Origin of the sequence: Micromonospora sp. NPDC049101 (assembly GCF_040648675.1) — a bacterium.
Lineage (GTDB): Bacteria > Actinomycetota > Actinomycetes > Mycobacteriales > Micromonosporaceae > Micromonospora.
Genome location: NZ_JBEZED010000041.1, coordinates 1 through 24,534, shown reverse-complemented (window position 1 = coordinate 24,534; position 24,534 = coordinate 1). Strand labels below are relative to the sequence as shown.

The following is a 24,534-nucleotide window of genomic DNA, read 5'->3' as shown; positions in this document are numbered from 1 at the left end:
CGGGCTGCCCGGAACCCCCACGGCCGCGCTCACGAGGACACCCGCAAAGACGCCGTGCCCAGCTTCTCCACGACCGCACGGACATGGGCGCCCGGACGCAGCGGCACGGCGGCGGTGGCGGCACCGGCCAGGAAGACCCAGCCGGACTCCAGCCGCACCCCGTGCCGGCCGGCCAGCCGGATGCCCTCGTCGAGCGCCCGGCGGGGATCGCCGAGGATCGCCGCCGTCGAGCCAACCTGCGCCACCCGACCGTCGACCTCCAGCAGCACGCCCAGGTTGTCCAACCCGTCGGGCACCGGCGACCACGGCCCGATCACGAACGCGGCGGCCGAGGTGTTGTCGGCGATCACGTCCGGCAACGAGAAGCGGAAGTCCGCGTACCGGGAGTCGATCAACTCGATGGCCGGGGCGACCGCGCGGACCGCGTCGGCGAAGTCGCCGACCGGCTCACCCGGCTCGGGCAGCCGGTCCAGCAGGAACGCCACCTCCGGCTCGACCCGGGGATGGATGTACGCGGCCGGGTCGACCACGCCACCGTCAGGCACCCGCATCGCGTTGGTGAGCCGCCCCCAGATCACCTCGTCCACGCCGACCTGGGCCATCTTCGCCCGGCTGGTCAGCCCCATCTTCAGCCCGACCAGCCGCTCGCCGCGTTCCAGCCGGCGTTGCACCAGCGCGGCCTGCACGCCGTACGCGGTGTCCACGTCGAGGCCGGTCTCGGCGGCGAGCTGCGGGATCGCGGTGGCCGTGTCGGCCGCCGCGCCCAGCTTGTCGGCGATCCCGGCGATGTCTGGTCCGATCATGAGGGCTCCTTGCCGGCCAGGTCGAGTGCCACGTCCACGATCATGTCCTCCTGTCCGCCGACCATCCGGCGCCGGCCCAGCTCGACCAGGATCGACCGGACGTCCACGCCGTACTTCGCGGAGGCCCGTTCGGCGTGCCGCAGGAAGCTGGAGTAGACCCCGGCGTACCCCAGGGAGAGCGTTTCCCGGTCCACCTGGACCGGCCGGTCCTGCAATGGGCGGACGATGTCGTCGGCGGCGTCCATCAGCGCGAACACGTCGCAGCCGTGCTTCCAGCCGTGCAGTTCGGCGACCGCGACGAAGACCTCCAGCGGTGCGTTGCCGGCTCCCGCGCCCATGCCGGCGAGGGAGGCGTCGACGCGGACGGTCCGGCCGTGGGGTGCGTCCGAACCGACCGGCGCGGACCCGGTGACCCGGCCGTGTTCGACGGCGAGCACGCTGTTGGCGACCCCGAGGGACAGGTTGTGGTGCGCGTGGATGCCGATCTGCGTGTCCGGGTCGAGGACCTGCCGGTACGCGTCGACCCGCTGCGCCACGTCGGACATCAGCAGCCGGCCGCCGGAGTCGGTGACGTAGACGCAGTGCGCCCCGTACGACTCCATGAGCTTGGCCTGCCCGGCCAACCCGGCCGCATCGTTCATGTGCGACATCATCAGGAACCCGGCCACGTCCATGCCGTTCTCCCGGGCCCAGGAGATGTGCTGGGCGGAGATGTCCGCCTCGGTGCAGTGGGTGGCGACGCGGACACTTGTCACCCCGAGCGCCTTCGCCGCCCTCAGGTCGGCGATGGTGCCGATGCCGGGCAGCAGCAGGGTGGTCAGCTTCGCCGTGGTGAGCACCTCGGCGGCGGCGGAGATCCACTCGGCGTCGCTGGCGGCGCCGTGGCCGTAGTTGACGCTGGATCCGGCGAGCCCGTCGCCGTGCGCCACCTCGATGGCGGCCACCCCGGCGGCGTCCAGCGCGGCGGCGATGGTGCGCACCTGCTCGACGGTGTACCGGTGGGCGATGGCGTGCATGCCGTCGCGCAACGTGACGTCCTGGATGTACAGGTCGGTCATGACGCGGCCACCTCCGAGGAACGCAGGGCCACCAGCCGCTCGGCGGTGCGCAGCGCGGCGGAGGTCATGATGTCCAGGTTGCCGGCGTACGCCGGCAGGTAGTGCCCGGCTCCGGAGACCTCCAGGAAGACCGACACCTGCAACGCGGTGAGCTGCCGCCCGAGCGTCGGCAGGTACGCCTGCACCCGGTCGAACTGCACGTCCTGCTTGAGGCGGTAACCGGGGACGTACTCCTGGACCGTCGCCACCATGTCCGCCACGGAGGCGGCGATGGCGGCGCGGTCGGCGTCGGCGTCGGGGCAGAGGCAGTAGACGGTGTCGCGCATCAGCAGCGGCGGGTCGGCCGGGTTCAGCACGATGATCGCCTTGCCCCGCTCGGCCCCGCCGACCACCTCGATGGCCCGCGCCGTGGTCTCGGTGAACTCGTCGATGTTGGCCCGGGTGCCCGGCCCCGCCGAGCGGGACGCGATGGACGCGACGATCTCCCCGTACGCCACCGGGGTGACCCGGCGGACGGCGGCGACGATCGGCACGGTGGCCTGCCCGCCGCAGGTCACCATGTTGACGTTGCGCTCGTGCAGGTGCTCGTCGAGGTTGACCGGCGGCACCACGTACGGGCCGAGCGCGGCCGGGGTCAGGTCGACAACGGTGCGGCCGTGGGCGCGCAGCACCTCGTCGTGGCGTCGGTGCGCGCCGGCCGAGGTGGCGTCGAAGACCAGCTCGACGTCGGCGAACTCGGGCATCGCGACCAGGCCGTCCACGCCCTCGGCGGTGGTGGCCACGCCGAGCCGGCGAGCGCGGGCCAGACCGTCGGAGGCCGGGTCGATGCCGGCCATCGCCACCATCCGCAGGCTGTCGCTCAGCCGCAACACTTTGATCATCAGGTCGGTGCCGATGTTTCCCGACCCCAGCACGGCTACTCCGGTCGTCATGAGATGCCGTCCTTTCCGAAACAGGTGCGCACCGAGCCGAGGCCGGAGATCCGCGCCTCGTACGCGGCCCCCGGGGTGACCGGCACCATCGGGCCGAGCGCCCCGGAGAGCACCACGTCCCCGGCGCGCAGCGGGTCACCGGCGCGGGCGAGCGTGCCGGCCAGCCAGCGCAGGGCGTGCAGCGGGTTGCCCAGGCAGGCCGCGCCCGCACCCACCGAGACCGGCTCACCGGCGTGCTCCAGCACCATCCCGCACAGCCGCAGGTCGACGTCGGCGAGTCGGCGCGGCGTGGTGCCGAGCACGAAGAGCCCGCTGGAGGCGTTGTCCGCGATGGTGTCCACGATGGAGATGTCCCAGGCCGCGATCCGCGAGTCGACGATCTCGATGGCCGGCAGCACGTGGTCGACCGCGCGGATCAGGTCGACGGTGGTGAGCTGCGGGTCCGGGAGATCCTTGTCGAGCACGAACGCGATCTCCGCCTCGACCCGCGGTTGGAGGAGCCTGCCGATCGGCACCTCGACGCCGTCGTCGACCGCCATGGCGTCGGTCAGCATGCCGAAGTCGGGCTGGAACACCCCGAAGGTCTCCTGCACCGCCCGGGAGGTCAGCCCGATCTTCGCGCCGACCCGGCGTTCGCCGCGGCCCTGCCAGGCCCGCGCCTGGAGCTGCTGCACACGGTACGCGGACTCGACGTCGCCCTCCGGCAGCAGCCGACCCCGCAGTGGCGGGCACGGTTTGCCGGTGCTGCGGGCGTCGGCCAGCTCCCGGTTGGCGGCCTCGATGTCAGCTTCCATGCCCGCTCCCTCGCCACGGCTCATGACAGGTCCACGCAGACGTTCGTCAACTCGGAGTAGAAGTTCAACGAGTGCACGCCACCCTCCCGGCCGATGCCGGACGCCTTCACCCCGCCGAACGGGGTGCGCAGGTCACGCAGGAACCACGTGTTGACCCAGACGATGCCGGCGTCCAGCCGGGCGCCGGCCCGGTGCGCGACGCCCACGTCCCGGGTCCACACGGTCGCCGCGAGGCCGTACTCGGTGCCGTTGGCCAGGGCGTACGCCTCGTCCTCGGTGTCGAACGGCGCCACGTGCACCACCGGGCCGAAGATCTCCTCCCGGTTGGTGCGGGCGTCCGGGCCGAGCCCGGTGAGCACTGTCGGCTGCACGTACGACCCGCCGTCGCGGGCGTCGCCGAAGGTGGGCGTGCCACCGCCGGTCAACACCTCGGCGCCCTCGGCGCGGGCCAGCTCGTACGCGCCGAGCACCTTCGCCCGGTGCTCATGCGAGATCAGCGGCATGGTGGCGGTGGCCTCGTCGGTCGGCCACCCGTACGCCAGCTCACCGGCCCGCTTCGCCAGCCGGGCGGTGAACTCCTCGAAGACCGGACGCTGCACGTAGATGCGTTCGGTGCAGAGGCACACCTGCCCGCCGTTGGTGAAGCTGGACCGCACCGACCCAGCCACCGCGGCGTCCAGGTCGGCGTCGGCGAAGACCAGGCCGGCGTTCTTGCCACCCAGCTCGAAGCTGACCGCCTTCACCCCGTCGGCGGCGGCCCGCATGATCGCGCCACCGGTGGCCGACTCGCCGGTGAAGGTGATCGCGTCCACGCCCGGGTGGCGGGTGAGGAACTCGCCCGCCGAGTCCGGCCCGAAGCCGTGCACCAGGTTGAACACCCCGGCCGGTACGCCGGCGGCGGCCATCACCTCGGCGAGCAGCGTCGCCGAGGCGGGTGTCTCCTCACTGGGCTTGACCACCACGGCGTTGCCGCAGGCCAGCGCCGGGGCGACTTTCCAGGTGAGCAGCAGCAGCGGCAGGTTCCACGGCACGATGACCGCGACCACACCGACCGGCTTGCGCAGCGCGTAGTTCAGCGCCCGGCCGCCGGTCGGGGTGACAGTGGTGAACGACTCGGTGGGAGCGGTCGCCACGATCTCCGCGAACGCCCGGAAGTTCGCCGCCCCGCGCGGAATGTCCAAGGTGCGGGCCTGGGTGATGGACTTGCCGGTGTCGGCGACCTCGGCGGTGACCAGGTCGTCGAAGCGGCGCTCCAGCTCGTCGGCCACGCGGCGCAGCACCTCGGCGCGCTCGCGCTCCCCCATCCGGCCCCACGGCCCCCGCAGCGCGGCTCGGGCGGCGGCCACCGCGTCGTCCACCGTGGACTCCGACGCCTCGACCACCTCGAAGACCTGCTCCCCGGTCACCGGGCTGGCCTTGGGAAACGTCGGCCCGCCGTCGACGAACTCGCCGCCGACGAAGTTGCGCAGCCGCTGCGGGCCGGCCGGCGCGTGGCCGGCCATCAGTCGCGGATCCCAGTTGTCGCTCACGCGCGCCTCCCTCGGCTCAGTGCCGCACCGATCGCGCCGACCAGCAGCAGCGCGGCCCCGCCGGCGACCGCCCCGAGCACCCGGTGCTGTCGACGCACCCGGCGGCGCACCTCCGCGTACGGCGTGGTGGAGAAGGACACCAGCTCGTACTGGGAAACGTACCGGCCGGGCAGGGCCCGTTCCAGGGCGTGCTCCACCCGCCGCCGCGCCTGGAAGACCGGTGAGGCCACCCTGTCCCGCATCTCCACGAAGTTGGTCAACGCCATCGTGGCGATGGCCTCGGCGTTCTCCTGGCGGCGTCGCTGGAACAGCGGCAACGCGGCCAACCAGTCGTCGGCGCACTCGTCCAGGCAGCGGTCCAGCTCGACCACGTCCTCGAAGGCGCAGTTGGCACCCTGGCCGTAGAAGGGCACGATCGCGTGCGCCGCGTCGCCGAGCAGGCCGACCTTGCCGAACACCTGCCAGGGCGCGCAGCGGACCGTGCCGAGCACGCCCACCGGGTTGTGCTGGTAGTCGTCGACCAGGTTCGGTGCCAGCGGGATGACGTCCGGGTAGTGCCTGGCGAAGTGCTCCTCGATCGCCGCCGGGTCGTCCAGTGCCGCGAAGCTCCCGTCGCCCTCGTTCGGCCAGAACAGCGTGCAGGTGAAGGAGCGGTCCGGGTTGGGCAGCGCGATCATCATCGAGGTGCCGCGCGGCCAGATGTGCAGCGCGTCCTCCTCGAGCGCGAAGTCCCCGCCCAGCGGCGGGATCGTCAGCTCCTTGTATCCGTAGTCGAGGAAGTCCACGCTCTCGTCCAGCAACCCGTACGCGAGCAGTTGCCCGCGTACCGCCGAGCCGGCACCGTCGGCGCCCAGCACGACCGACGCCTTGGCGGCGACCGGGCCCTGCGGGGTCTCGAAGCTCAGGGTGCCGTCGGTCGGGTCGAGCCCGACCAGCCGGTGGTCGAAGACGACACGCACCCCGGGCAGCGCCGCGGCCTCGTCCAGCAGGGCGTTGTTCAGCGCTCCCCGGCTGATCGAGTTGATCGCCCGGTCGCCGGCGGCGCTGTACGACTGGAACTGCTGCTCCCCCTCGACCGGGTGGATCATCCGGCCGCGCATCGGCAGCGCGTCGGTCAGCACCTGCTCGGCCAGCCCGATCCGGCGCAGCGCGTCCAGACCGCGCTCGGAGAGCGCCAGGTTGATCGAGCGACCGCGCTCGGCGGTGCCGGCACGCGGGTCGGAGCGGCGCTCGTAGAGGGCCACCGGGTAGCCACGTCGGGCCAGGAAACAGGCGGCCAGACAGCCGGCCAACCCGGCGCCGATGACCGCGATCTCGTCGCGTCGTGCGGTCATGGGTTCACCTTCCCCACGGTCGCCGCCAGCGCGGCGGCGGCCCGCCAGCAGTCGTGGTACGTCGAGTAGAGCGGCACCGGGGCGAACCGGACGACGTCCGGCTCCCGGGCGTCGGCGATGACGCCGTGCTCGTACCGCAGGCGTTTGGTCAGCTCGGCGGCGCTGCCGGCGCCGATGCGGACCGAGAGTTGGCAGCCCCGCCGGGCCGGGTCGCGCGGGGTGACCACGCGCAGCGGCCGGTCGACGACGACCTCGTCGAGCAACGACTCCAACCAGCCGGTGAGCCGTTGGCTGCGGGCGCGCAGCGCGGTCATCCCGACCGCGTCGAACAGCTCCAGCGAGGTCCGCACCGGGCCCATCGCGAAGATCGGCGGGTTGGAGATCTGCCAGGCCTCCACAGTGGATGGTGGCCGGGACTCCGGGGTCATCTCGAACCGAGTCGCCGCCGCGGTGCTCCACCAGCCCTCGAACCGGGGCAGGGTCTCGTCGCCGAGGTGCCGCTCGTGCACGAACACGCCGGCCAGCGCACCCGGGCCCGAGTTCAGGTACTTGTAGGAACACCAGGCGGCGAAGTCGACGTCCCAGTCGTGCAGGGCCAGCGGCACGTTGCCGACCGCGTGGGCCAGGTCCCAGCCGACGATCGCGCCGGCGGCCCGGCCGGCGGCCGTGATCGCCGGGATGTCCAACAGCTCGCCGGTGAGGTAGTTGACCCCGCCGAGCAGCACCAGCGCCACCCGGTCGCCCTCGGCGGCCAGGTAGTCGGTCACGTCCTCGGTGCGCAGGGCGTCCTCCCCGGGGCGCGGACGCAACCGGACCACCGTGTCGTCCGGGTCCAGGCCGTGGAACCGGGCCTGACTGCGCACCGCGTAGCTGTCCGAGGGGAACGCGGCGTCCTCGATGACGATGCGGGTGCGCACGCCGGCCGGGCGGTAGAAGCTCACCATCAGCAGGTGCAGGTTGACCGTGAGGGAGTTCATCACCACGGTCTCCGCGGGCCGGCCGCCGACCAGTCGGGCCGCTGGCGCGGTCAACAGCTCGTGGTACGGCAGCCAGGGCCGTTGCGCCTCCAGGTGCCCCTCGACGCCGAGCCGCCCCCAGGCGTCCAGGTCGGCGAGGAGTTCGTCGCGGGTGGCCCGGGGTTGCAGGCCGAGCGAGTTGCCGGCGAGGTACGCCGCCTCGGGGTGGTCGCCACCGTCGGCCGGCGGCACGTGGAACAGGTGCCGGTGGCCGGGGTCGGCCTCGTCGAGATGGTGCGCTTCTTGTTCTGGGGTGTGCATGTCTCGCTCTCCGGTCACATCGCGGTCCGGGCCGACCACAGCTCCGGGAAGACCACCCGGGACATGCTGCGCTGCAACCACGCCAGCCCGGCGGAGCCACCGCTGCCGACCTTGGCACCCATCGTCCGCTGCACCGCCTTGACGTGGTTCCAGCGCCAGTCGCCGAACTCCTCGGCGACGCCACTGAGCGCCTCGCCGAGCAGCCGCAGGTGGTTGTCCGGGCCGTGGTCGTCGTAGATCCGTACCCAGGCCGCCTCGACCAGCGGGTGCGGGTCGTGCTCGACTGCCACGTCCCGGTCGAGCAGGTCGGCGGGGAGGTCGAAGCCGTGCCGGGCGAGCAGTGCGAGCACGTCGTCCCAGAGGCTCGGGGTGGTCAGGGCGGCGTTCAGTTCGGCGTGCACCTCGGCCTGCCGGCGGAACGGGCGGATCAGCGTCGGGTCGCGCAGCCCCAGCAGGAACTCCAACTGCCGGTACATCGCCGACTGGAAGCCGGAGGCCTCGCCGAGCAGGTTGCGGAACCTGTTGAAGTCGGCCGGGCTCATCCACCGCAGCCCCTGCCAGGCGGCGTTGAGCCCCTCCAGGTGCAGCTTGGCGCGGCCCAGCGGGGCCAGCGCCTCCCAGACCTGGTCGGCGCGGATCAGCCGCTGGGTCTCCCGCAGTTCGTGGCAGGTCAGCCCGAAGTACAGCTCCATGATCTGGCTGACCATCAGGAAGGACATCTCGCCCGGGTCGCTGCTGAGCGGGTGCTGCATCTTGTGCAGGGCGCTGGCCTGCACGTACGCGTCGTACGGCACCATGTCGGCGAACTCCAGGGTCGGCTCGCCACCGGTGCGCGCCGCCTGCGCGGCACGCTGCCCGGGGGTCACCGGTTGCACCGTGGCACGGCGGTTCGGCGCCCGCCGTTCCGTCTGATCCACCATCTCGTCTCCCTCGCCCGGACTGGCCGACGTCATGATCTCGCGGTCGGATCGGCCTGCGGAATGCCGAATCAACGGCTCTCCCCGCCTTCTCCTGGCAAACCGAAGGCAACTAGGCGAAGTTGGTTCACGAAAGTAAGGTCTGAGCGTGGACGACATGGACTGGGCGCTGCTGCGCGAGCTGCAGGCCGACGCGCGGCTCTCGTTCAGCGAGTTGTCCCGGCGGGTGCACCTGTCCCCACCGGCCGTCGCGGAACGGGTTCGCCGGCTGGAGGAGGCCGGGGTCGTTACCGGCTACCACGCCCATGTCGACCTGACCCGCGCCGGCCGCACCGTGGTCGCGCTGATCCGGATGTCCTGCTACGGCGCGCGCTGCATCCTGCACGACCCGGCGGTGGCCGACTGGCCGGAGATCCTGGAGATCCACCGGATCACCGGCGACGCGTGCAGCATGCTGAAGGTGGCCGCCGGCTCGATCGGCGACTTCGAGGCGGTCATCGACCGGCTCGCCCCGTACGGCCAACCGTCGAGCACGATGGTCCTCTCCTCCCCGCTGGGCTGGCACCCCATCACCCCCCTGCCCTCGCCCCGCCGCGGCTGACCCGGGTTTGGCCCCGAGCCAGCGGGAAAGCAGCGCGTGCCCAGGGGACGCCCTTCCTTCCGTCCGGAGTGCCGCTGTGCGGCGTGGAGGCGGAACGAGGGGCGGAGGTTCCGGCGGTCGTCGCCGGTTGGGGGGAAATCATGCAGGCAATCCGCACGATCAACCGCGCGCTCTCGTCCGCACTGGCACTTGTCGCGCTGGTCGGGGCGTTCGTCCTGATGTCGGCCGCGTCGGCGCGTGCCGGTGAGAACGTCTTCGTCGAGGTGACGCCGAACAGCGTCCAGGCCGGCAGCCGGGTCAGCATCAAGGCGAGCTGCGACAACGACAACAACGACCGCAAGTCCAGCGTGCACTCCGACGCGTTCGGGCACGTGATGCTCAAGCCGGACAAGGGGTTCCTGACCGGGCAGGTCACCATCGCCCGGGACAAGCCGGCCGGTGACTACCCGGTGGACCTGCGCTGCGACAACGGCCAGACGTCGTCGACCACGCTGACCGTGCTGAACATGGCCTCACCGAGCAAGGGACCGGCGACCGGGGGTGGCGGAACGGCGGGCGGTCGCGGCACCGGCTCACTGCTGCTGCTCGGCGGGGTGGCACTTGTCGCCACGGCTGTCGCGCTCGGGATGGCCGGCGGCCGACGTCGGAGTGGAGCCGGCTCCTGAGCCGGGTGACCCATGACCCGCAGATCCGCGCGTACGCGGTCGGAGCACCGCGCCCGCCTCCGGGCCGGTGCGGCGCTGCGCGCCTCCGTACGCCTGCTGGTTCGTGTCTCCGGCCGGCTGGGTCGGGCCGCCGGGCAGGCCGGGTCGGCAAGTGTCGCCACCCCGGATCCGGCCGCCGGTGCGCTGCCACCGAACCGCCAGACCGCCGCACGGTCGTTGCGACCCCGTTTCGGTACGGGTCCGGGGCTGCCGGTGCTGGCCATCGCCGCGGTGATGGTGCTGATCGTGGCGATGCTCGGCGTCGAGCAGGTGACCGGCATGAGCCTGCTGCCGGACCGGCTCAGCGCCGGATTCCGACCGCCGCCGAAGAAGTTCCCGGTGTTGACGGCGAGCCGTCCGACAAGCCTCGCCATCGACAAGATCGACGTGCGGGCGCCCGTGCACGAGGTGGGCATCGCCCCGGACGGCACGATCGCCGTGCCGGACGCGGCCCGCGCCCAGGAGGCCGGCTGGTACGACCAGGGGCCCACCCCCGGCCAGTACGGCCCGGCGGTGATCGTCGGGCACGTCGACACCACGAGTGGGCCGGCGGTCTTCCACCAGCTCCGCGAGTTGCGCGACGGCGACCAGATCGAGGTCAGCCGCACCGACGGCAGCGTGGCGGTCTTCGAGGTGAACTCGGTGGAGAAGTTCGACAAGGGGCGCCTGCCGGTGGACGAGGTGTACGGCGACTTCAGCCGCCCGAGCCTCCGACTGATCACCTGCGGCGGTCAGTGGGTCGGCGGCGAGACCGGCTACTCGGACAACGTGGTGGTGTTCGCCTCGCTGGTCAGGGCGCGTCCAAGCGGCTGACCATCGTCGATGTAGTCGGCGAGCCGGGCGGCCCCGGTGAGCATCGCCCGGCCGCGCTCGGTGAGCCGTTGCCGCCACCGACCCAGCGACGCGGCGAGCGCTTCGGTGCCGCCCGCGCCGCGCACCTGACCCAGCACCCCGGCGATGTGGTCGAGCCGGTATCCGCCACGGCGCAACAGGTGGGCCAACTCGGCGTCGCGGACGTCGTCCGGGAGGTAGACCCGGTAGTGGGTCACCGGATCGCGCACCGGCCGCAGCACCCCGGCCCGTTCCCACTTGCGCAGCGTGGCCGGCCGAACACCGAGGCGGTGGGCCAGCACGCTGACGGACACGGCCTTCCGGGTCTGCGGTTGCGGCCGGGTCGCGTTCAGCGCCGCCACCGCCGACTCGACCGCGTCCAGGGTTTCCCGGTCGCGCTGGAGCAGGGCGTGCCCCTCGTCGATAGTGCGCAACGCCGTGTCGATCTCGCCCCGGTTGACGGCCCGCATGATCTCGCCACTGGCCGCGTAGCCGTGGCCCGGGATCAGCGCGAGGTAGGCACTCAACGCCCTGGCGTGGATCTCGGTGAACCGGCGGTAGCCGTTCGGAGTGCGCGGGGCCGGCGGCAGGACGCCGTCTCGTTCGTAGTTGCGGACGGCCTGCGCGGACAGACCGTGGGCGCGCGCGAGGTCGACCGGGCGGCGGACCCCGGGGTTTGAGGGTTCTGTGGCCGTCACCAGTGCTCCGTCGCTCCCAAGCTTCAACCGCTGGTTCAACGATACGGTTTATGGAATGCCAGCTTTTCTCGACCTGCTCGCGGCTTCCCCGGACCTGCTCGCGCTCGGCGAGCCGACGCACGGCGAGTCCGCCTTCCTGCAACTGCGCAACGACGCCTTCCTGTCGCTGGCCGAGCACGGCTACCGGTCGATCGCCCTGGAGAGCGATCGGGCCGCCGGGCTGATCGCCGACGAGTTCGCGCAGGGCGGTGCCGTGCCCCTCGACCGGGCGCTCTCCGCGGGGTTCAGCCACGACTTCGGCACCGCGCCGGCCAACCGCGACCTCCTGCTGCGGATGCGGGAGTGGAACGCGCAACGGCCGGCCGCGCAACGCCTGACGTTCCACGGCTTCGACGCCCCCCTGGAGTTGGCGAACGCCCCGAGCCCTCGGCGCCACCTCACTTGGGTCTGCGACTTCCTCGGCCTGGATCGATCCGCCGAGATCGACGACCTGGTCGGGGACGAGGCGCGGTGGAGTGACACGGCCGCCATCTGGGAGCCGGGCCGGTCGGTGGGGCGCTCGACCGACGCCGGACGACTGCGGGTGCTCGCCGACGACCTGCTGACCGAGTTGTACCTGCGGGCGCCCGGGAGGTCCGCGGGCTGGCCGGCGGCGTTCGTGCACGCGACGTCCGCAGTCGCCCTGCTGCGCTACCACGCCGCGGCGGCCGCCCCACTGGCGCAGGAGGAACGCTTCGTCCGCCTGGCCGCGGTCCGGGACGCGCTGATGGCCGAGAACCTGCTCGCGATCCGGTCCGCCGAGGCACACCGTGGGCCCACGCTGGTCTTCGGGCACAACACGCACCTCCAGCGGCACCCGGGCACGATGACGCTGGCCGGTACCGAGGTGTCGTGGGCCGGCGCCGGCGCGATCGTCGCGTCGCTGCTGGGCGACCGGTACGCGGTGATCGTCGGCAGCCTGGGCGCGAGCCCGGCGCTGGGCATCGGGGCGCCCGACGCGTCGACCTACGAGGGCAGACTCCAGCAGGAGACCGGCCTTCCCCGGTACGTGCCGGCGTCCGACATCGGGCCGGCCGAGCAGCGGACGCACGACTACCGCTATCTCCCGCTGGACCGGGCCGCCGTCGACCACGCCGACGCGGTCCTGCACGTCCCGACCGGCGTCGACGCGGCCGTGCTCGCCGATCGGATCGTCGCGCTGCCCGGCGTCGAGCAGGTTGTGGCGAGTGCGGAGAACGGTTCACCCGAGGCGGCCTGGGGCGACCGGTTCTTCTTCGTCGGCCCGGACCGCCGGCAGCCGTTCGCCACCATCGTCGAGCACGACGTGCCCGGCTTCGACGAGGCCGCCCAGTTGGACCGCCCCGGTGTCTTCCGCCTCAACCTGGACCTGGGCCGGGACGAGTTCGAACGACGCTTCGGCTTCCCGCCCAAGGCGTTCGAGGACCACCGGGACGAGTTCGACTTCGCCCGGCTCGACACCCTCACGCCGCACCCGGGTTACGCGCTTTACGGCTTCGCCAGCGTCGTCATGCCCGGCCCGCACCTGCTGCCCGAGATCGACAGGCTGTTGGCGGTCGCACACGCTCGGGCAGTCGACCGCCACGAGCGGGCCGCGCGCCGGGCAACCGACCAGCAGAGCTGACCACCCAACGGCCGCCACCCCAGGGAGCCCTCCACTGGATCCACGTGGTCGGACAATCGATCGCCATATCGCTGTATGGTCTATGTATGGCGGTTAAGAAGGTCACGGTCACCCTCCCCGAGGAGTTGGTGGCAGCGCTTGGCGCGGCGGCCCGCGAGGACGGCGTTCCCCTGTCACGGCTGGTCGCCAGCGCGGCGGAGAGTGAGCTCCGAAGGCGGGTCGGGCGGCGTCTGGTAGCTGACTGGCAGGCCGAGCACGGCGCGTTCACCCTTGAGGAGATCGCCGCCGCGCGGGCCGAGATGGCCGCGGCCGATGCCCAGGCACTCAGCGGGCCCGGTCAGGCGGCGGCGTGAGCATCCCCTACGTCTATGACGCCGGGGTGCTGCTCGCGATCGAAGACAATGATCGGCGGATGTGGGCGATCCACCACCTGGCCCTGGAAGAAGGGCGGCGACTGTTGATCCCGTCCGTCGTTGTCAGCCAGGCGTGGCGTGATGCTCGCCGCCAGGTCCAGTTCGGCCGGCTCCTGCACAGCTGCGAGATCGTTCCGGTCAGCGTCGAGGTGGCAAAGGCGGCAGGCGTTCTCTGTGGCAAGTCCGGCACGAGTGACGTCGTCGACGCCACTGTGGTCACCGTCGCTCTTGCCTGCGGCGCGATCGTCTTCACCAGCGATCCCGAGGACATCGCGCACCTGTCGTCAGCATCGGACGTCAAGCCCGGGCTCGTCATTCGCCGCCTCTGACCGCGCCGCCCGGGTCAGGCGGCGGCTTCCGGCTCCCGCAGGTCCAGCCAGTCGGCCCAGCGCGGGTCGGGGGCGCGGTGCCCGAGCACCCGCCAGGCGGTGCCCTTCGGCGCTGCGGGCAGCGCGTGCAACCGCCACCCCATCTCCGCCGGCGTCTTGTCGCCCTTGGTGTGGTTGCACCTGGCGCACGCGGCGACCACGTTCTCCCAGGCGTGCCGGCCACCCCGGCTGCGGGGGAAGACATGGTCGATGGTCTCGGCCGGGCCCCGGCAGTAGGCGCACCGCCACCCGTCCCGGGCGAAGATCGCCCGCCGGGACAGCCCGACGTGCGTGCGGTACGGCACGCGGACGAAGCGGGTCAGCCGGACCACGGACGGCACCGGGAGCGCGTCGTGGGCGCTGTGCAGGATGCCGTCACCGTCGGCGACGCAGACCGCCTTGGCGGAGAGGACGAGGATCGCGGCGCGACGCACCGACACGACACACAGCGGCTCGTAGGTGGCGTTGAGGACCAACGCGCCGGAGCCCACCGTGGGTCGTATGTCAGGCATCGCGATCACCCTCCCGGTTCAGCGGCTGCTGCGGACCGCCGCCGACCGGGGCCGGGCACGACGGCCCACACGGTCGACGCCGAGCCGATCACCGACGTCCGTTGCGCCAATAGTCCCTGATCGGACCCCGGATTGCACGCACTAATCCCTCATGGGGTATGAGGATCATGCGCATCCGGGCGGATCGCCCTCCCAGCCTGGGCGAACTCTGCCGTTGCCTGACAGTGGTTGACAGCCCTTGCCGGTCGCAGTTGTGCCGGATCCGTGCCCGATGATCTTCGGCCCCAACCCCCTGCTGCGCCCCCAAGCCATCCCGGAGTGCCTGAGGAACCCACCAGAGGCAAATCCGTAATATAGTACGGGTGGCCAGACATGAGTACGGCTCGATTTGCGTACCTGAGTCGTAACTCTTAGCTCCAATCAGGAGGTTGGTTGCATGTTCGCATTAGTGGTGCGATTCGACCTGAAAGACGACGAGAGCGCGCAGGCGTTCGACGCTCTTGTGGCTGAAACCGGGGCCGGAATCCGTGCCCACGAGCCGGGGACTCTGATCTACGCCACGCACTCTGTCGAGGGGGAACCGCTCGCTCGGGTCTTCTACGAGTGCTACGCGGACCGAGAGGCATTCGATGCGCACGAGCGGCAGCCTCACGTGATGCGATTCCTCAAAGAGCGCGAGCTGTATACGCAGGACGTACGGGTTGAGTTCTTGAAAGTTGGACCCAGTAAGGGCGTCGAGTCAAGTTGATGGCTGACCGCAGCAACGAGCAGGGTCGACTCATAGCCACACGTCGGCAGAAGCGTGGGCTTTCTCAACGTGAGTTCGCCGAAATGATCGGGCGATCCGAGGCTTGGCTGTCACAGGTCGAGCGCGGGGTCCGCTCAATCGACCGCGTCTCCATCCTGGAGCGGATCGCGGGTGCCCTCGGCATCCCGATGGTCGAACTCTCACCCAGCACTACTGACGCGGAGAGCGTCGAGGTTCCCTCGGTGGCAGCCGAGCTACGTTCGGTGCTGAGCACCAGTTATGTCATGGCCGCGATCCTGGGCAAGGATCGAGAGCTTCCCCTCCCGGACACAACCGATCGGGCCAGTTACTGCTGGACGCTGGCCCACGCAGCCCAATACGAAGAGCTGGCCGAACTGCTACGGGGCCTCCTGCCAGACCTGGAGAGGGCAACACGATCCACGAAGGGCGGGGCACGAAAGACGTACCTCGCCGAGTTGGCCTCGGTGTATCACGCTCTTTCGGCAGCACTGTCGAAGCTTGGCCAGCACGAAGCGGCCTGGGTCGCAACCGATCGCGCACTGCTCGTATCCGAACAGGTCGGCGACCCGCTACTGGTTGCCGCCGGGACATTCCGCCTTGCCCTGGTCTTCCAGGGCGCTCGGCAATTCGATCAGGTCATCAGTGCCGCGTCGTCGTCTGCCGCAGCACTTGAACCCGAGGTGTCGGCAACCAACCCGGCAGCGGCCTCCTTATTCGGCGCGCTGAATCTTCAACTGGCCGTGGCCTCGGCCCGGATGGGTGACGACCAGGGGGCTCACCGGTACCTGGGAGTAGCCCGAGAGGCTGCCCAGCTCTTAGGGGGCAACCGCAACGACTACGAAACTGAGTTCGGCCCCACGAACGTTCAGCTGCATGAGGTTGCGGTGGCAGTCGAACTCGGCGATGCGGGTTCCGCCCTTCGCGCTGCGGAGCGGATCGATCCGTCCGGTCTATCGGTTGAGCGGCAAGCTCGGCTTCTCATCGACGTGGCGCGCGCCTGGACTCAGCGCCGAAGGGTGCCCGAGGCGGTTGATGCGCTTGAGCAGGCCGAAGCGCTCACTCCGGAGCAGGTCAAGGGACATCCGATAGTCGAGACAACGGTTTCTGACCTAGTCCGGATGGACCCCACCCCCTCTGACCGGCTGACTGCCCTGGCCCGCCGGGTCGGAGTGGCCTAGCCTGCCGCGCCGCTAGCCGTACTGCCACGAAGGGCGTCCCACAGCGGGGCGCCCTTCATTGTTACTCCACAACGAGAAGACGATCAGTATGAAAGTACTAGATACGTACTTTTGTACGGACTACTCTGATCCCGTCGAGATGTACGCCCGTTTTCTGGGCTGGGTGAAGCGGGCCCTCGCCACCAGCCGACCCCGGAACGCGGGTCACCTCGACTGATTCTGAGCCTCGATGCCCCTAGGGCCTGTTTCACAAGGACTGGCCGGCCTGCGGCGGGCCCGGACGACGACCGGCGGCGTTGCGGTTTCGTCCGGATACGACACCGGTATCCGGACGAAACCGCGCCTTGTCGGATCGCCGCCCGGACTCCGCCTCGGCTCGACCGCCCTTGTGAAACAGGCCCTTGTGGGTGAACGGCGCTCGGCTCTGGACCACTCCCGTTCCTGAGCCGGCATGGTGAACGGTGACGCCGGCACAGAGGGGGAATCCACATGGTTGACGGGGATGTGCCAGAGCGGATGCAGGCCGCGGCCCTGGACGAGTTCGGTGGGCCGGAGGTGATCACCCTGCGGAAGCTGCCGATCCCGCAGATCGCCGACGACGAGGTGCTGATCAAGGTCTGGAGCGCCGGCGTGGGAGTCTGGGACGTGTACGAGCGGCAGGGTGTGCTCGTACCGGAGGGCTCTGCTCTGCCGATCGTGCCCGGCTCCGACGGCGCCGGCACCGTCATCGCCGCCGGCAGCAAGGTGTCCAACGTCGGGGTCGGCGACCTGGTCTACGTCTCCGCCACCACCCGCCCGAAGGGCGGCTTCTACGCCGAGTACGCGGCGGTCAAGGCGGAGTACGCGGCAAAGGTGCCCGACGGGTTGCCGGCCGAGCACGCCGGGGCCATGCCCACCGACGCGCTGACCGCGCTCGCCGGGCTCGACACCGTCAGCCTGTCGGCCGGCGCCTGGTTGTTGATCTTCGGTGCCAGTGGCGGCCAGGGCCACCTGGCCGTGCAGTTGGCCAAGCGGCAGGGCCTGAACGTGATCGCCGTGGCCTCCGGAGCGGACGGCGTCGCGCTGGTCACCCGACTCGGCGCCGACGTGTCCCTCGACGGCCACGCCGACCTGACCGACGTGCTCGCCCGGATCCGGGACGCGGCACCGGCCGGGGTGGACGCCATCCTGGCGATGGCCGGCGGCACGACGCTGGACCGGCTCACCGAGGCACTCACCGACGGCGGTGTGGTCGCGTTCGCCCACGGGGTGCGGCCGGAGCCGCGGGAACGGCCGGGCGTGGTGGTCCGTGCCTACGACGGCGAATCGAACTCTCGACAGTTGCAACGCCTCAACGAACTCATCGAGGCCGGCCCGTTCGTGGTGCACGTCGCGCAGACGTACCCGCTGGGCAAGGTGCGCGACGCGCACCAGCGACTGGAAACGTCCTACCCGGGCAAGCTGCTGCTGACGGTGGCCTGAGACCTCAGCGCGGCGGGCGCTGTTGCGGCACCCGTACCGATGCCATGCCGGCCGCGGTCGCGGCCTGGATGCCCAGGTCGGTGTCCTCGAAGACCAGGCACGACCCCGGGGGTACGCCGAGGTGCTCCGCCGCGAGCAGGAACGCCTCCGGGTCCGGCTTGGCCCGCGTGTAGTCGTCGGCGCAGACCAGCACGTCGAACCGGTCCAGTAGGCCGAGCGCGCCGAGGGAGGCGGTGACCGAGGCGCGGGTGCTGCCGGAGACGACGGCGAACGGGACCCGCCGGTGCGCGTCGTGGATGTGCGCCACCACCTCGGGTACGGCGGCGAGCTGCGGCAGCAACTCGTCGTAGTAGCTCTCCCGGCGCTCGACGACGGTCGCCACCGGCATGGCCAGACCCTGCTGCTCGTTCAGGGCGACGACGATGTCGACGGTCGGCCGTCCACCCCACGCGTAGAAGAGGTCCTCCGGGAACTCGCAACCCCACTCGTGCAGGGCCCGCTGCCAGGCCAGGTAGTGCAGCGGCATCGAGTCGACGATGGTGCCGTCGCAGTCGAACAGGTACGCCGCGAACTCACCGGGTGGCAGAGGCAGACTCATCGGGGAAGGGTACAGCGGCGGATCCGGTCAGTCGTCGGTGACGGATGCCAGCCGGCGCAGCAGGTGGTCCCGTTCCGGCTCGGTCCCGACCAGCGCCAACGCGCTGCGGTACGCCGCCGCGGCCTCGTCGTTGCGGCCGAGTTGGCGCAGCAGGTCCGCCCGGGTGGCCGGGTAGAGGTGGTAGCCGCGCAGCCGCGGATCGTCGGCCAACTCGTCCAGCAGGGCGAGCCCGGCGTCCGGCCCGTCGCGCATGGCCACGGCGGCGGCCCGGTTCAGCGCCACGACCGGTGAGGGGACCATGCCGAGCAGCACGTCGTAGAGCGCCACCACCTGGGGCCAGTCGGTGCTGGCCACGTCGGCGGCCTCGTCGTGCAGCGCGGCGATGGCGGCCTGCACCCCGTACGGCCCGGGTCCCGGGCCGGTCAACGCGACGACCACGAGCGCACGCCCCTCGTCGATCATCGAGTGGTCCCACCGTCGACGGTCCTGGTCGTCGAGGAGCACCACCGCGCCGTCCGCCCCGGTGCGCGCGGCCCGCCGAGCGTGCACCAGCAGCAGCAACCCGAGCAGCCCGGCGACCTCCCGTTCGGCGGGCAGCAGCCGGCGCAGGATCCGGGCCAGCCGGATGGCCTCCTCGGCGAGGTCGATCCGCTGGAGGTCGGGGCCGGAGCTGGCGGCGTACCCCTCGGTGAAGACCGAGTAGACGGCCTGGAGCACGGTGGGCAGACGACCGGGCAGCTCGTCCGGGCCCGGCACCCGGAACGGGATGCGCGCGTCGCGGATCTTCCGCTTGGCCCGGACCAGTCGCTGGGCCATGGTCGCGGGCGGCACCAGGAAGGCCCGCGCGACCTCGACCGTGGTCAGGCCGGCCAGGAACCGCAGGGTGAGCGCGCCGCGATCCGGCGCGGCCAGGGCCGGGTGCGCACAGGTGAAGAAGAGCGCCAGCCGGTCGTCGGGCAGGTCCCGGTCCGCGTCGGCGGGCGGCGCGTGGTCGGCCCGCTCGGCCTCCGCCCGGAGTACGGCGAGCCTGGTCGCCAGCACCCGGTCGCGGCGTAGCCGGTCCACGGCGCGGCGGCGCGCGGTGGTGAGCAGCCAGGCGCCGGGCCGGCTCGGGACGCCGTCGATCGGCCAGTGCGTCAGTGCCGCCTCGATGGCCTCCGAGGCGACCTCCTCGGCCAGGTCGAGGTCGCCGAAGCGGCGCACCAGGGAGGCGAGCAGTCGGCCGCGTTCCTCCCGGAACACCGCCTCCACCGACGACCCGACGGCCGCCTCCTCACCCGGCACGGTCAGACCCGCATGTCGATCTCGGCGATCGGACGGACCTGGACCGAACCGGTGCCGACGGCCCCGGGGCTGCGGGCCGCCCACTCCAGCGCGGCGTCGAGGTCCGGCACGTCGATGATGTCGTACCCGCCGAGCAGCTCTCGGGTCTCGGCGAACGGCCCGTCGGTGATGGTGCGGTCGCCGTCCGGGCCGACCTGCACGGTCGTGCAGGTGGTCAGGTCCTGCAGGGGATGCCCGCAGACCCAGACCCCGGCGTCCTTCATCTCCCGGTCGTAGCGGATCCAGTCCTCGAAGCTGCATCCGTTGCCGACGACCTCCCCGTCGACCATGGGGCTCATGAACAGCAGCATGTACTTCACGTTTCGGCTCCTCTCGGTGCGGCGGGTTGCCGTACAGCATGACGACGGTCGAGGCTCGGGAATATCGACACGGCCGGTCAGGTTTTTTCGAACCGCGAGTTCACGGCGCCGCTGCGAAGAGCAGGAAGAACCGTTCGGCCGTTCCGGTGTCGCCGTGCACCTCGATCTCGCCCGCGGAGACCGCCGACCGCAGCGGCGTGCCGCCGAACATCAGGTCCCGCAGCGCTCTCACCGTGCCGGTGACCGTGACGTCGACCTGGCCCGACCGGCCCCGGGCCACGCTGATCCCACTCGGAGACACCTCCACCTCGAAGGCGTCGGCACCCACCTGCAACCGCAGTCGAGCGGGCACCGGCGCGTCGGTCGGTGGCCGGTAGAGGGCCTTCAGCAACAGCATGAACGCGTCGGTGCTCATCTCGACGTCCGGCTCCGCGGGCAGGCCAGCGCCCCACCGCGACAGCTCGACAAGTGTCGGCTCCAGTTGCTGGCCGCGTTCGGTCAGCTCGTACGCGTGCACGCTGGCCGGCGGCCCGAGCTGCACCCGCCGGACGATGCCGGACTGCTCCAGCTCCCGCAGTCGCTGGCTGAGCACGTTCTGGCTGGCCCTCGGCAGGCCGGCCCGCAGATCGCCGAAACGCTTCGGGCCGAACACCAACTCTCGGACAATCAGCAGCGCCCAGCGCTCGCCGACGATGTCCATCGTGCGCGCCGCCCCGCAGGCGTCCTGGTAAGTCCGCTGAGTCACATCGCCATCGTAGTCGGCGCCCACCGCGCAGTGCTAATGTCGGACCGTCTAGTCCTAACTTAGGAGTGTTTCGTGGATGCACTGCTCGCCAAGGTGATCGAGCGTCACGGCGGCCTCGATCGCTGGCACACCGCGTCGACCCTCACCACCCGGCTCACCTACGGCGGCCCGTTCTGGGCGTTCAAGGGCCGCCCCGACTTCGACGGCACCGAGCTGGTCGAGGCCGACCTGCACCGGGAACGGATCCGCCACGTCCAGGAGGGCACCGGCCAGGTCACCGAGTACGACCGCGACACCGACCGGGTCACCGTCACCGCGGCCGACGGCAGCCTGATCGACGAGCTGACGAACCCCCGGGCGAGCTTCGCCGGCTACACCGGGGAGAGCCAGTGGACGCTCGCCCAGGCGGCCTACTTCCGTGGCTACGCCACCTGGCACTACCTCGTCGAGCCGTTCCTGTTCACCTGGCCGGGCGTCGAGGCGCACGAGGTCGAGCCGTGGACGGAGGGCGGCGAGTCGTGGCGCGTACTGCGCGTCACGTACCCCGAGACCGTGCACACCCACACCGGCACCCAGCTGTACTACTTCCACGACAGTGGGCTGCTGCGGCGCATGGACTACCAGGCGGTGGTCAACGGCTCCTCCCCGGTCGCGCACTACGTGAGCGGGGCGACCGAGGTCGACGGGCTGGTCGTGCCGACTCGACGCCGGATCCACATCCGCCAGGAGGACCGCACCCCGGACCTCTCCTGGACGCCGATCACCCTGGACCTGGCTGACGTACGGGTCCGCTGAGACCCCGATGCTGTCGCAGCGGACCCGACGGCACGTCGCCGACCGGACGCCCCGGCCTCAGGTCGAGGCGTCCGTCCGGCGGCGGCTCCGCTCAGCCCGCCGTCGCACCTGCTGGTACGCGCCGGTCAGCCCCATCGCCCGGCGTACCTCGATGAGGGTTTGGCGAACCTCCTGGCGGGTCCGCTCCGTGCCCTCGACGATCAGCCGGTCGACCAGGCCCCGGTCCGCTTCGATCTCGGCCCGGCGCTCCCGGATCGGCGCCAGGAACCCCTCCAACGCGACGACCAGGCGTTCCTTGACCTCCACGTCGCCCACCCGTCCGGCCCGGTAACGCCGGGCCAGGTCGGCGACCTCGTCGCGGTCCGGATTGAAAACCTCGTGGTACGCGAACACCGGGTTGCCCTCCACCGTGCCCGGCACGTCGGCCCGCACCCGGTTCGGGTCGGTGTACATGCCGAGCACCTTCCGACGCACCGTGGCGGCGTCGTCGGACAGCGCGATCGAGTTACCTCGGCTCTTGCTCATCTTGGCCGCGCCGTCGGTGCCCACCAGGCTCGGCGTGTCCGACGCGATCAGCTCGGGCACCGGGAAGACCGGGCCGTACAGGTGGTTGAACCGCCGTGCGATCTCCCGGGTCACCTCGACGTGCGCGGCGTTGTCCCGACCGACCGGGACCACCTCGCCCTTGACGCAGAGGATGTCCGCGGCCTGGAGCACCGGGTAACCCAGCAGCCCGTACGGCATCTCCTCCTTGCCGGCGTCGCGGGCCATGTCCTTGAGTGACGGCACCCGCTCCAGCCGGGGAACCGTCACCAGGTTCTGAAGGAGGGTGTTGAGGTCGCCGACCTCGGGGATCGCCGACTGGAGGTAGAACGTGGCCTGCTCCGGGTCGACGCCGGCGGCCAGGATGTCGGTGACCATCTCCCGGGCGTTGCCGGACACCTGGTCGATGTCCGCGCGGCGGTTGCGCGTGGTGAGCATGTGCAGGTCGGCGATGATGAAGAAGCTCTCGTAGCGCCGGTGCAGCCGTACCCGGTTGGCGATGCTGCCGACGTAGTGGCCGAGGTGTAGGCGGCCGGTGGGCCGGTCGCCGGTGAGCATTCGTGCGACGGACATGGTGGTGCCTCTCGTATCCGGAGGTGGGTCACGCGTGGGCGCGCGCCGAGCGGGGCGGGTCAGCCCCCTCGGTCAGCGGGATCGGCTCAGCGAGCCGTCCGCCATCGCGCGCCGGCGCGAAACCGCAGACCACCGGCACGGAGGACACTCAGAAGTTGCTCACGGCCATCGCCGGAGCTGGTCGGGACCCCGGGCACCGCACCCAGCGGTAGGCCGTCGACCAGGTCGACCGCCTCCGTCGCGCAGCTGCTCGTCCGGACCACGGCCTCAGATTACCCGCGGCATGACCCCGGGAGGGGGAAGATACCGGTCGGCGTAGTACTTGCCGACGAGATCCCGGTATGCCGGGTCGAGGGCATCCGGATCGAACGGGGGCGCATCCTTGATCTCCTGCCGAGACCGGTCGACGTGTACGACGCGTTCCTGGTGATCCACCTGAGCCACCGTGCCAGCCGGCAGCAGCACCTTCTGGCCGAAGATCCACGGCCCGGTGTCCACGACCAGGTACCCGGCGTCCGCCTCGTTGCTCGCCTCGTCGATGCTGCCGATCCGCCCGTCGCTCGCCTGCACCTGATAACCCACCAGGTCGACAGGCGTGCCAGGGCCAGGGGCGTCCGGGCCGTCGTGGCCACCGTCCGGGCCATCCGGCGGGGTGACCGAAGGCGTGGCCTGCGTATATCCGCCAGCGAGGGCGGACGGGTCACGCCAGGCCCAGGGATTGAAGATCGAGGGTTGCATGGGCACCTCCGGGGGGACGGTCCTCGGCTGTCCTGCTCTCCCAGTGCCCACCCCGCAGCCGCCGGAAACAGATCGACGACTGTCGCACCCCGTCCGGCCGGCCGGTCCCCACGTCGTCCACCGGCACGCGTCCGCACCTGACCTGGTCACCGGGCGCGCTGGCATACTCGGCTGCCATGGTGCTGTCGCGAGGGTGGTCCGTCTTCCTGGTCGGAGTCGGGATCTGGACCTGGGTGATCTGGCCGAGGTTCGCCGTCGCGATCTGGCAGGACCCGCGCTCCTGGGCGTCCGGCAGGGTGGCCGTGGGCGCGACCACCAGCTTCCTGTGGGTGCACGCGCTGCTGATCGCGGCGTCCCTGGCCATCGGCACCACGGTCGGGGTGCTCGGCATCCGCTCCTGGCGCCAACAAAAGTCTTAACCACCCCCGCACTGCGTGCCCTGCTGGCCCTCGGTGTTGCCCGGCCCTCGGTGATCAGGAGCTTTGCGTCAGATCCCAGTTCTCAGATGACGCAAACCTGTCGATGGCTGGGGTGCGGAGTGGGCGGGCGGGGCAGGAGTGTGACGCGGGACGCTTGCCGCGGATTTGACGATCAAACCCACGGACGCGTAACTTTCTCTCTGCCAGCGCGGAACGGGGCAAACGGGACGAAAGTCCTGAAGCCCCGAAACAAGCTGGCAGCCGGGTCACGCAGGGGTTCGCTCCTACGAGACACGGTCCGGGCGGGGCTCGCCGGATCGGCCGCGAGGCGGATTTGGTGCGGCGAAGCCGACCGGGTAAGGTTCACGACCGGCAGGGCACCGGGCGAGACTGCGGGAAACCGCAGCGGCCGGCCTGCCAAATCCGACGACCTGACGCAGCGGCCTGCTGCTGCGTGAGTGCGCCGGCGCTAAGCCGTACGAAGCATGACAGACCGGGACACACGGTTTGACACGGCGAAGACGGTGAGGTAACGTAGTAAAAGTGCCCGGCGCGAGAGCGACGGGGACACGGTGCGAAAAGCCCCGGTTGGGGTTCCACTGAGGTGGGGCTTCTGGTCGGTGTGTGGTTGTTCTTTGAGAACTCAACAGGGTGCTTGT

27 protein-coding genes are annotated in these 24,534 nt (G+C 71.1%); 11 read left to right on the top strand and 16 right to left on the bottom strand.

From position 1 onward, the window contains the following. Positions 1–29 precede the first annotated feature (29 nt). From AB0B57_RS34655 to AB0B57_RS34620, 8 genes are read right to left on the bottom strand one after another with little or no spacing between them, the layout of a single operon-like run. On the bottom strand, positions 30–803 hold the full coding sequence (locus AB0B57_RS34655; protein ID WP_357079904.1) for a fumarylacetoacetate hydrolase family protein: 774 nt from the start codon (positions 801–803) through the stop codon (positions 30–32). Beyond that, on the bottom strand, positions 800–1,861 hold the full coding sequence (gene dmpG, locus AB0B57_RS34650) for a 4-hydroxy-2-oxovalerate aldolase (RefSeq protein WP_357079901.1): 1,062 nt from the start codon (positions 1,859–1,861) through the stop codon (positions 800–802). The genes AB0B57_RS34655 and dmpG overlap by 4 nt, the downstream gene beginning before the upstream one ends. After that, on the bottom strand, positions 1,858–2,793 hold the full coding sequence (locus AB0B57_RS34645; protein ID WP_357079899.1) for an acetaldehyde dehydrogenase (acetylating): 936 nt from the start codon (positions 2,791–2,793) through the stop codon (positions 1,858–1,860). Before AB0B57_RS34645 ends, dmpG begins: the two co-directional genes overlap by 4 nt. Continuing rightward, positions 2,790–3,587 carry a fumarylacetoacetate hydrolase family protein gene (locus tag AB0B57_RS34640; protein ID WP_357079896.1) on the bottom strand — a complete coding sequence of 266 codons (798 nt, stop codon included), beginning with the start codon at positions 3,585–3,587 and terminating at the stop codon, positions 2,790–2,792. The genes AB0B57_RS34645 and AB0B57_RS34640 overlap by 4 nt, the downstream gene beginning before the upstream one ends. A 20-nt stretch (positions 3,588–3,607) precedes the next feature. Continuing rightward, positions 3,608–5,089, bottom strand: a complete 1,482-nt coding sequence (locus AB0B57_RS34635) for a 2-hydroxymuconic semialdehyde dehydrogenase (RefSeq protein WP_357080029.1) — start codon at positions 5,087–5,089, stop codon at positions 3,608–3,610. A 23-nt stretch (positions 5,090–5,112) separates the two neighbouring features. Next, positions 5,113–6,450 carry an NAD(P)/FAD-dependent oxidoreductase gene (locus tag AB0B57_RS34630; RefSeq protein WP_357079893.1) on the bottom strand — a complete coding sequence of 446 codons (1,338 nt, stop codon included), beginning with the start codon at positions 6,448–6,450 and terminating at the stop codon, positions 5,113–5,115. Further along, positions 6,447–7,727: a kynureninase gene (gene kynU / locus AB0B57_RS34625; RefSeq protein ID WP_357079890.1), complete on the bottom strand. Its 1,281-nt coding sequence runs from the start codon at positions 7,725–7,727 to the stop codon at positions 6,447–6,449. Before kynU ends, AB0B57_RS34630 begins: the two co-directional genes overlap by 4 nt. A 14-nt stretch (positions 7,728–7,741) precedes the next feature. Further along, positions 7,742–8,644 carry a tryptophan 2,3-dioxygenase family protein gene (locus AB0B57_RS34620; RefSeq protein ID WP_357080026.1) on the bottom strand — a complete coding sequence of 301 codons (903 nt, stop codon included), beginning with the start codon at positions 8,642–8,644 and terminating at the stop codon, positions 7,742–7,744. Positions 8,645–8,792: 148 nt separating this feature from the next. On the opposite strand from AB0B57_RS34620, the gene AB0B57_RS34615 reads away from it, so the two are divergent. From AB0B57_RS34615 to AB0B57_RS34605, 3 genes are all read left to right on the top strand, one after another. After that, positions 8,793–9,245, top strand: a complete 453-nt coding sequence (locus AB0B57_RS34615) for an Lrp/AsnC family transcriptional regulator (protein ID WP_357079887.1) — start codon at positions 8,793–8,795, stop codon at positions 9,243–9,245. Positions 9,246–9,385: 140 nt separating this feature from the next. Next, the gene (locus tag AB0B57_RS34610) at positions 9,386–9,910 is read left to right on the top strand and encodes a hypothetical protein (RefSeq protein WP_357079884.1); all 525 of its coding nucleotides are present in this window, start codon (positions 9,386–9,388) and stop codon (positions 9,908–9,910) included. Positions 9,911–9,922: 12 nt separating this feature from the next. Further along, positions 9,923–10,762 carry a class F sortase gene (locus AB0B57_RS34605; RefSeq protein WP_357079881.1) on the top strand — a complete coding sequence of 280 codons (840 nt, stop codon included), beginning with the start codon at positions 9,923–9,925 and terminating at the stop codon, positions 10,760–10,762. Here AB0B57_RS34605 and AB0B57_RS34600 read toward each other — a convergent pair. Beyond that, positions 10,705–11,478, bottom strand: coding sequence for a MerR family transcriptional regulator (locus AB0B57_RS34600; RefSeq protein ID WP_357079878.1), 774 nt, complete (start codon positions 11,476–11,478; stop codon positions 10,705–10,707). The genes AB0B57_RS34605 and AB0B57_RS34600 overlap by 58 nt on opposite strands. Positions 11,479–11,533: 55 nt before the next feature. Here AB0B57_RS34600 and AB0B57_RS34595 point away from each other — a divergent pair, with 55 nt between their 5' ends. The 3 genes from AB0B57_RS34595 (at position 11,534) to AB0B57_RS34585 (ending at position 13,862) form a co-directional block, all read left to right on the top strand. Next, positions 11,534–13,120, top strand: coding sequence for a DUF6194 family protein (locus AB0B57_RS34595; protein ID WP_357079875.1), 1,587 nt, complete (start codon positions 11,534–11,536; stop codon positions 13,118–13,120). Positions 13,121–13,206: 86 nt separating this feature from the next. Beyond that, positions 13,207–13,473, top strand: a complete 267-nt coding sequence (locus AB0B57_RS34590) for a hypothetical protein (RefSeq protein ID WP_357079872.1) — start codon at positions 13,207–13,209, stop codon at positions 13,471–13,473. Further along, positions 13,470–13,862, top strand: a complete 393-nt coding sequence (locus tag AB0B57_RS34585; protein WP_357079869.1) for a PIN domain-containing protein — start codon at positions 13,470–13,472, stop codon at positions 13,860–13,862. The genes AB0B57_RS34590 and AB0B57_RS34585 overlap by 4 nt, the downstream gene beginning before the upstream one ends. A gap of 14 nt (positions 13,863–13,876) precedes the next feature. Here AB0B57_RS34585 and AB0B57_RS34580 read toward each other — a convergent pair whose 3' ends face one another. Then, positions 13,877–14,413 (bottom strand): HNH endonuclease, encoded by a 537-nt coding sequence (locus AB0B57_RS34580; protein ID WP_354978555.1) that lies wholly within the window; start codon positions 14,411–14,413, stop codon positions 13,877–13,879. Between the two features lie 436 nt (positions 14,414–14,849). On the opposite strand from AB0B57_RS34580, the gene AB0B57_RS34575 reads away from it, so the two are divergent. From AB0B57_RS34575 to AB0B57_RS34565, 3 genes are all read left to right on the top strand, one after another. Continuing rightward, complete coding sequence (locus AB0B57_RS34575; protein WP_357079865.1) at positions 14,850–15,161, top strand: antibiotic biosynthesis monooxygenase; 312 nt, start codon at positions 14,850–14,852, stop codon at positions 15,159–15,161. After that, positions 15,161–16,360, top strand: a complete 1,200-nt coding sequence (locus AB0B57_RS34570; RefSeq protein WP_357079862.1) for a helix-turn-helix transcriptional regulator — start codon at positions 15,161–15,163, stop codon at positions 16,358–16,360. The genes AB0B57_RS34575 and AB0B57_RS34570 overlap by 1 nt, the downstream gene beginning before the upstream one ends. 489 nt (positions 16,361–16,849) lie before the next feature. Next, on the top strand, positions 16,850–17,821 hold the full coding sequence (locus AB0B57_RS34565) for an NADP-dependent oxidoreductase (protein WP_357079859.1): 972 nt from the start codon (positions 16,850–16,852) through the stop codon (positions 17,819–17,821). Between the two features lie 4 nt (positions 17,822–17,825). Here AB0B57_RS34565 and AB0B57_RS34560 read toward each other — a convergent pair whose 3' ends face one another. The 4 genes from AB0B57_RS34560 to AB0B57_RS34545 form a co-directional block, all read right to left on the bottom strand. Beyond that, positions 17,826–18,419: an HAD-IA family hydrolase gene (locus AB0B57_RS34560; RefSeq protein ID WP_357079856.1), complete on the bottom strand. Its 594-nt coding sequence runs from the start codon at positions 18,417–18,419 to the stop codon at positions 17,826–17,828. A gap of 27 nt (positions 18,420–18,446) precedes the next feature. Beyond that, positions 18,447–19,703, bottom strand: coding sequence for a sigma-70 family RNA polymerase sigma factor (locus tag AB0B57_RS34555; RefSeq protein WP_357079854.1), 1,257 nt, complete (start codon positions 19,701–19,703; stop codon positions 18,447–18,449). Between the two features lie 2 nt (positions 19,704–19,705). After that, the gene (locus AB0B57_RS34550) at positions 19,706–20,053 is read right to left on the bottom strand and encodes a YciI family protein (RefSeq protein ID WP_357080023.1); all 348 of its coding nucleotides are present in this window, start codon (positions 20,051–20,053) and stop codon (positions 19,706–19,708) included. Between the two features lie 109 nt (positions 20,054–20,162). After that, on the bottom strand, positions 20,163–20,807 hold the full coding sequence (locus AB0B57_RS34545) for a winged helix-turn-helix transcriptional regulator (RefSeq protein ID WP_357079851.1): 645 nt from the start codon (positions 20,805–20,807) through the stop codon (positions 20,163–20,165). Positions 20,808–20,879: 72 nt separating this feature from the next. Here AB0B57_RS34545 and AB0B57_RS34540 point away from each other — a divergent pair, with 72 nt between their 5' ends. Further along, positions 20,880–21,602, top strand: a complete 723-nt coding sequence (locus AB0B57_RS34540; protein ID WP_357079848.1) for a hypothetical protein — start codon at positions 20,880–20,882, stop codon at positions 21,600–21,602. Between the two features lie 57 nt (positions 21,603–21,659). Here AB0B57_RS34540 and trpS read toward each other — a convergent pair whose 3' ends face one another. Together trpS and AB0B57_RS34530 are read right to left on the bottom strand one after the other, a co-directional pair. Then, positions 21,660–22,718, bottom strand: a complete 1,059-nt coding sequence (gene trpS, locus AB0B57_RS34535; protein WP_357079845.1) for a tryptophan--tRNA ligase — start codon at positions 22,716–22,718, stop codon at positions 21,660–21,662. Positions 22,719–22,985: 267 nt separating this feature from the next. After that, positions 22,986–23,456 carry a PRC-barrel domain-containing protein gene (locus AB0B57_RS34530; RefSeq protein ID WP_357079842.1) on the bottom strand — a complete coding sequence of 157 codons (471 nt, stop codon included), beginning with the start codon at positions 23,454–23,456 and terminating at the stop codon, positions 22,986–22,988. A 176-nt stretch (positions 23,457–23,632) separates the two neighbouring features. On the opposite strand from AB0B57_RS34530, the gene AB0B57_RS34525 reads away from it, so the two are divergent. Then, a complete protein-coding gene (locus AB0B57_RS34525) occupies positions 23,633–23,875 on the top strand; it encodes a hypothetical protein (RefSeq protein WP_357079839.1) in 243 nt (80 codons plus the stop codon). Positions 23,876–24,534 lie beyond the last annotated feature (659 nt).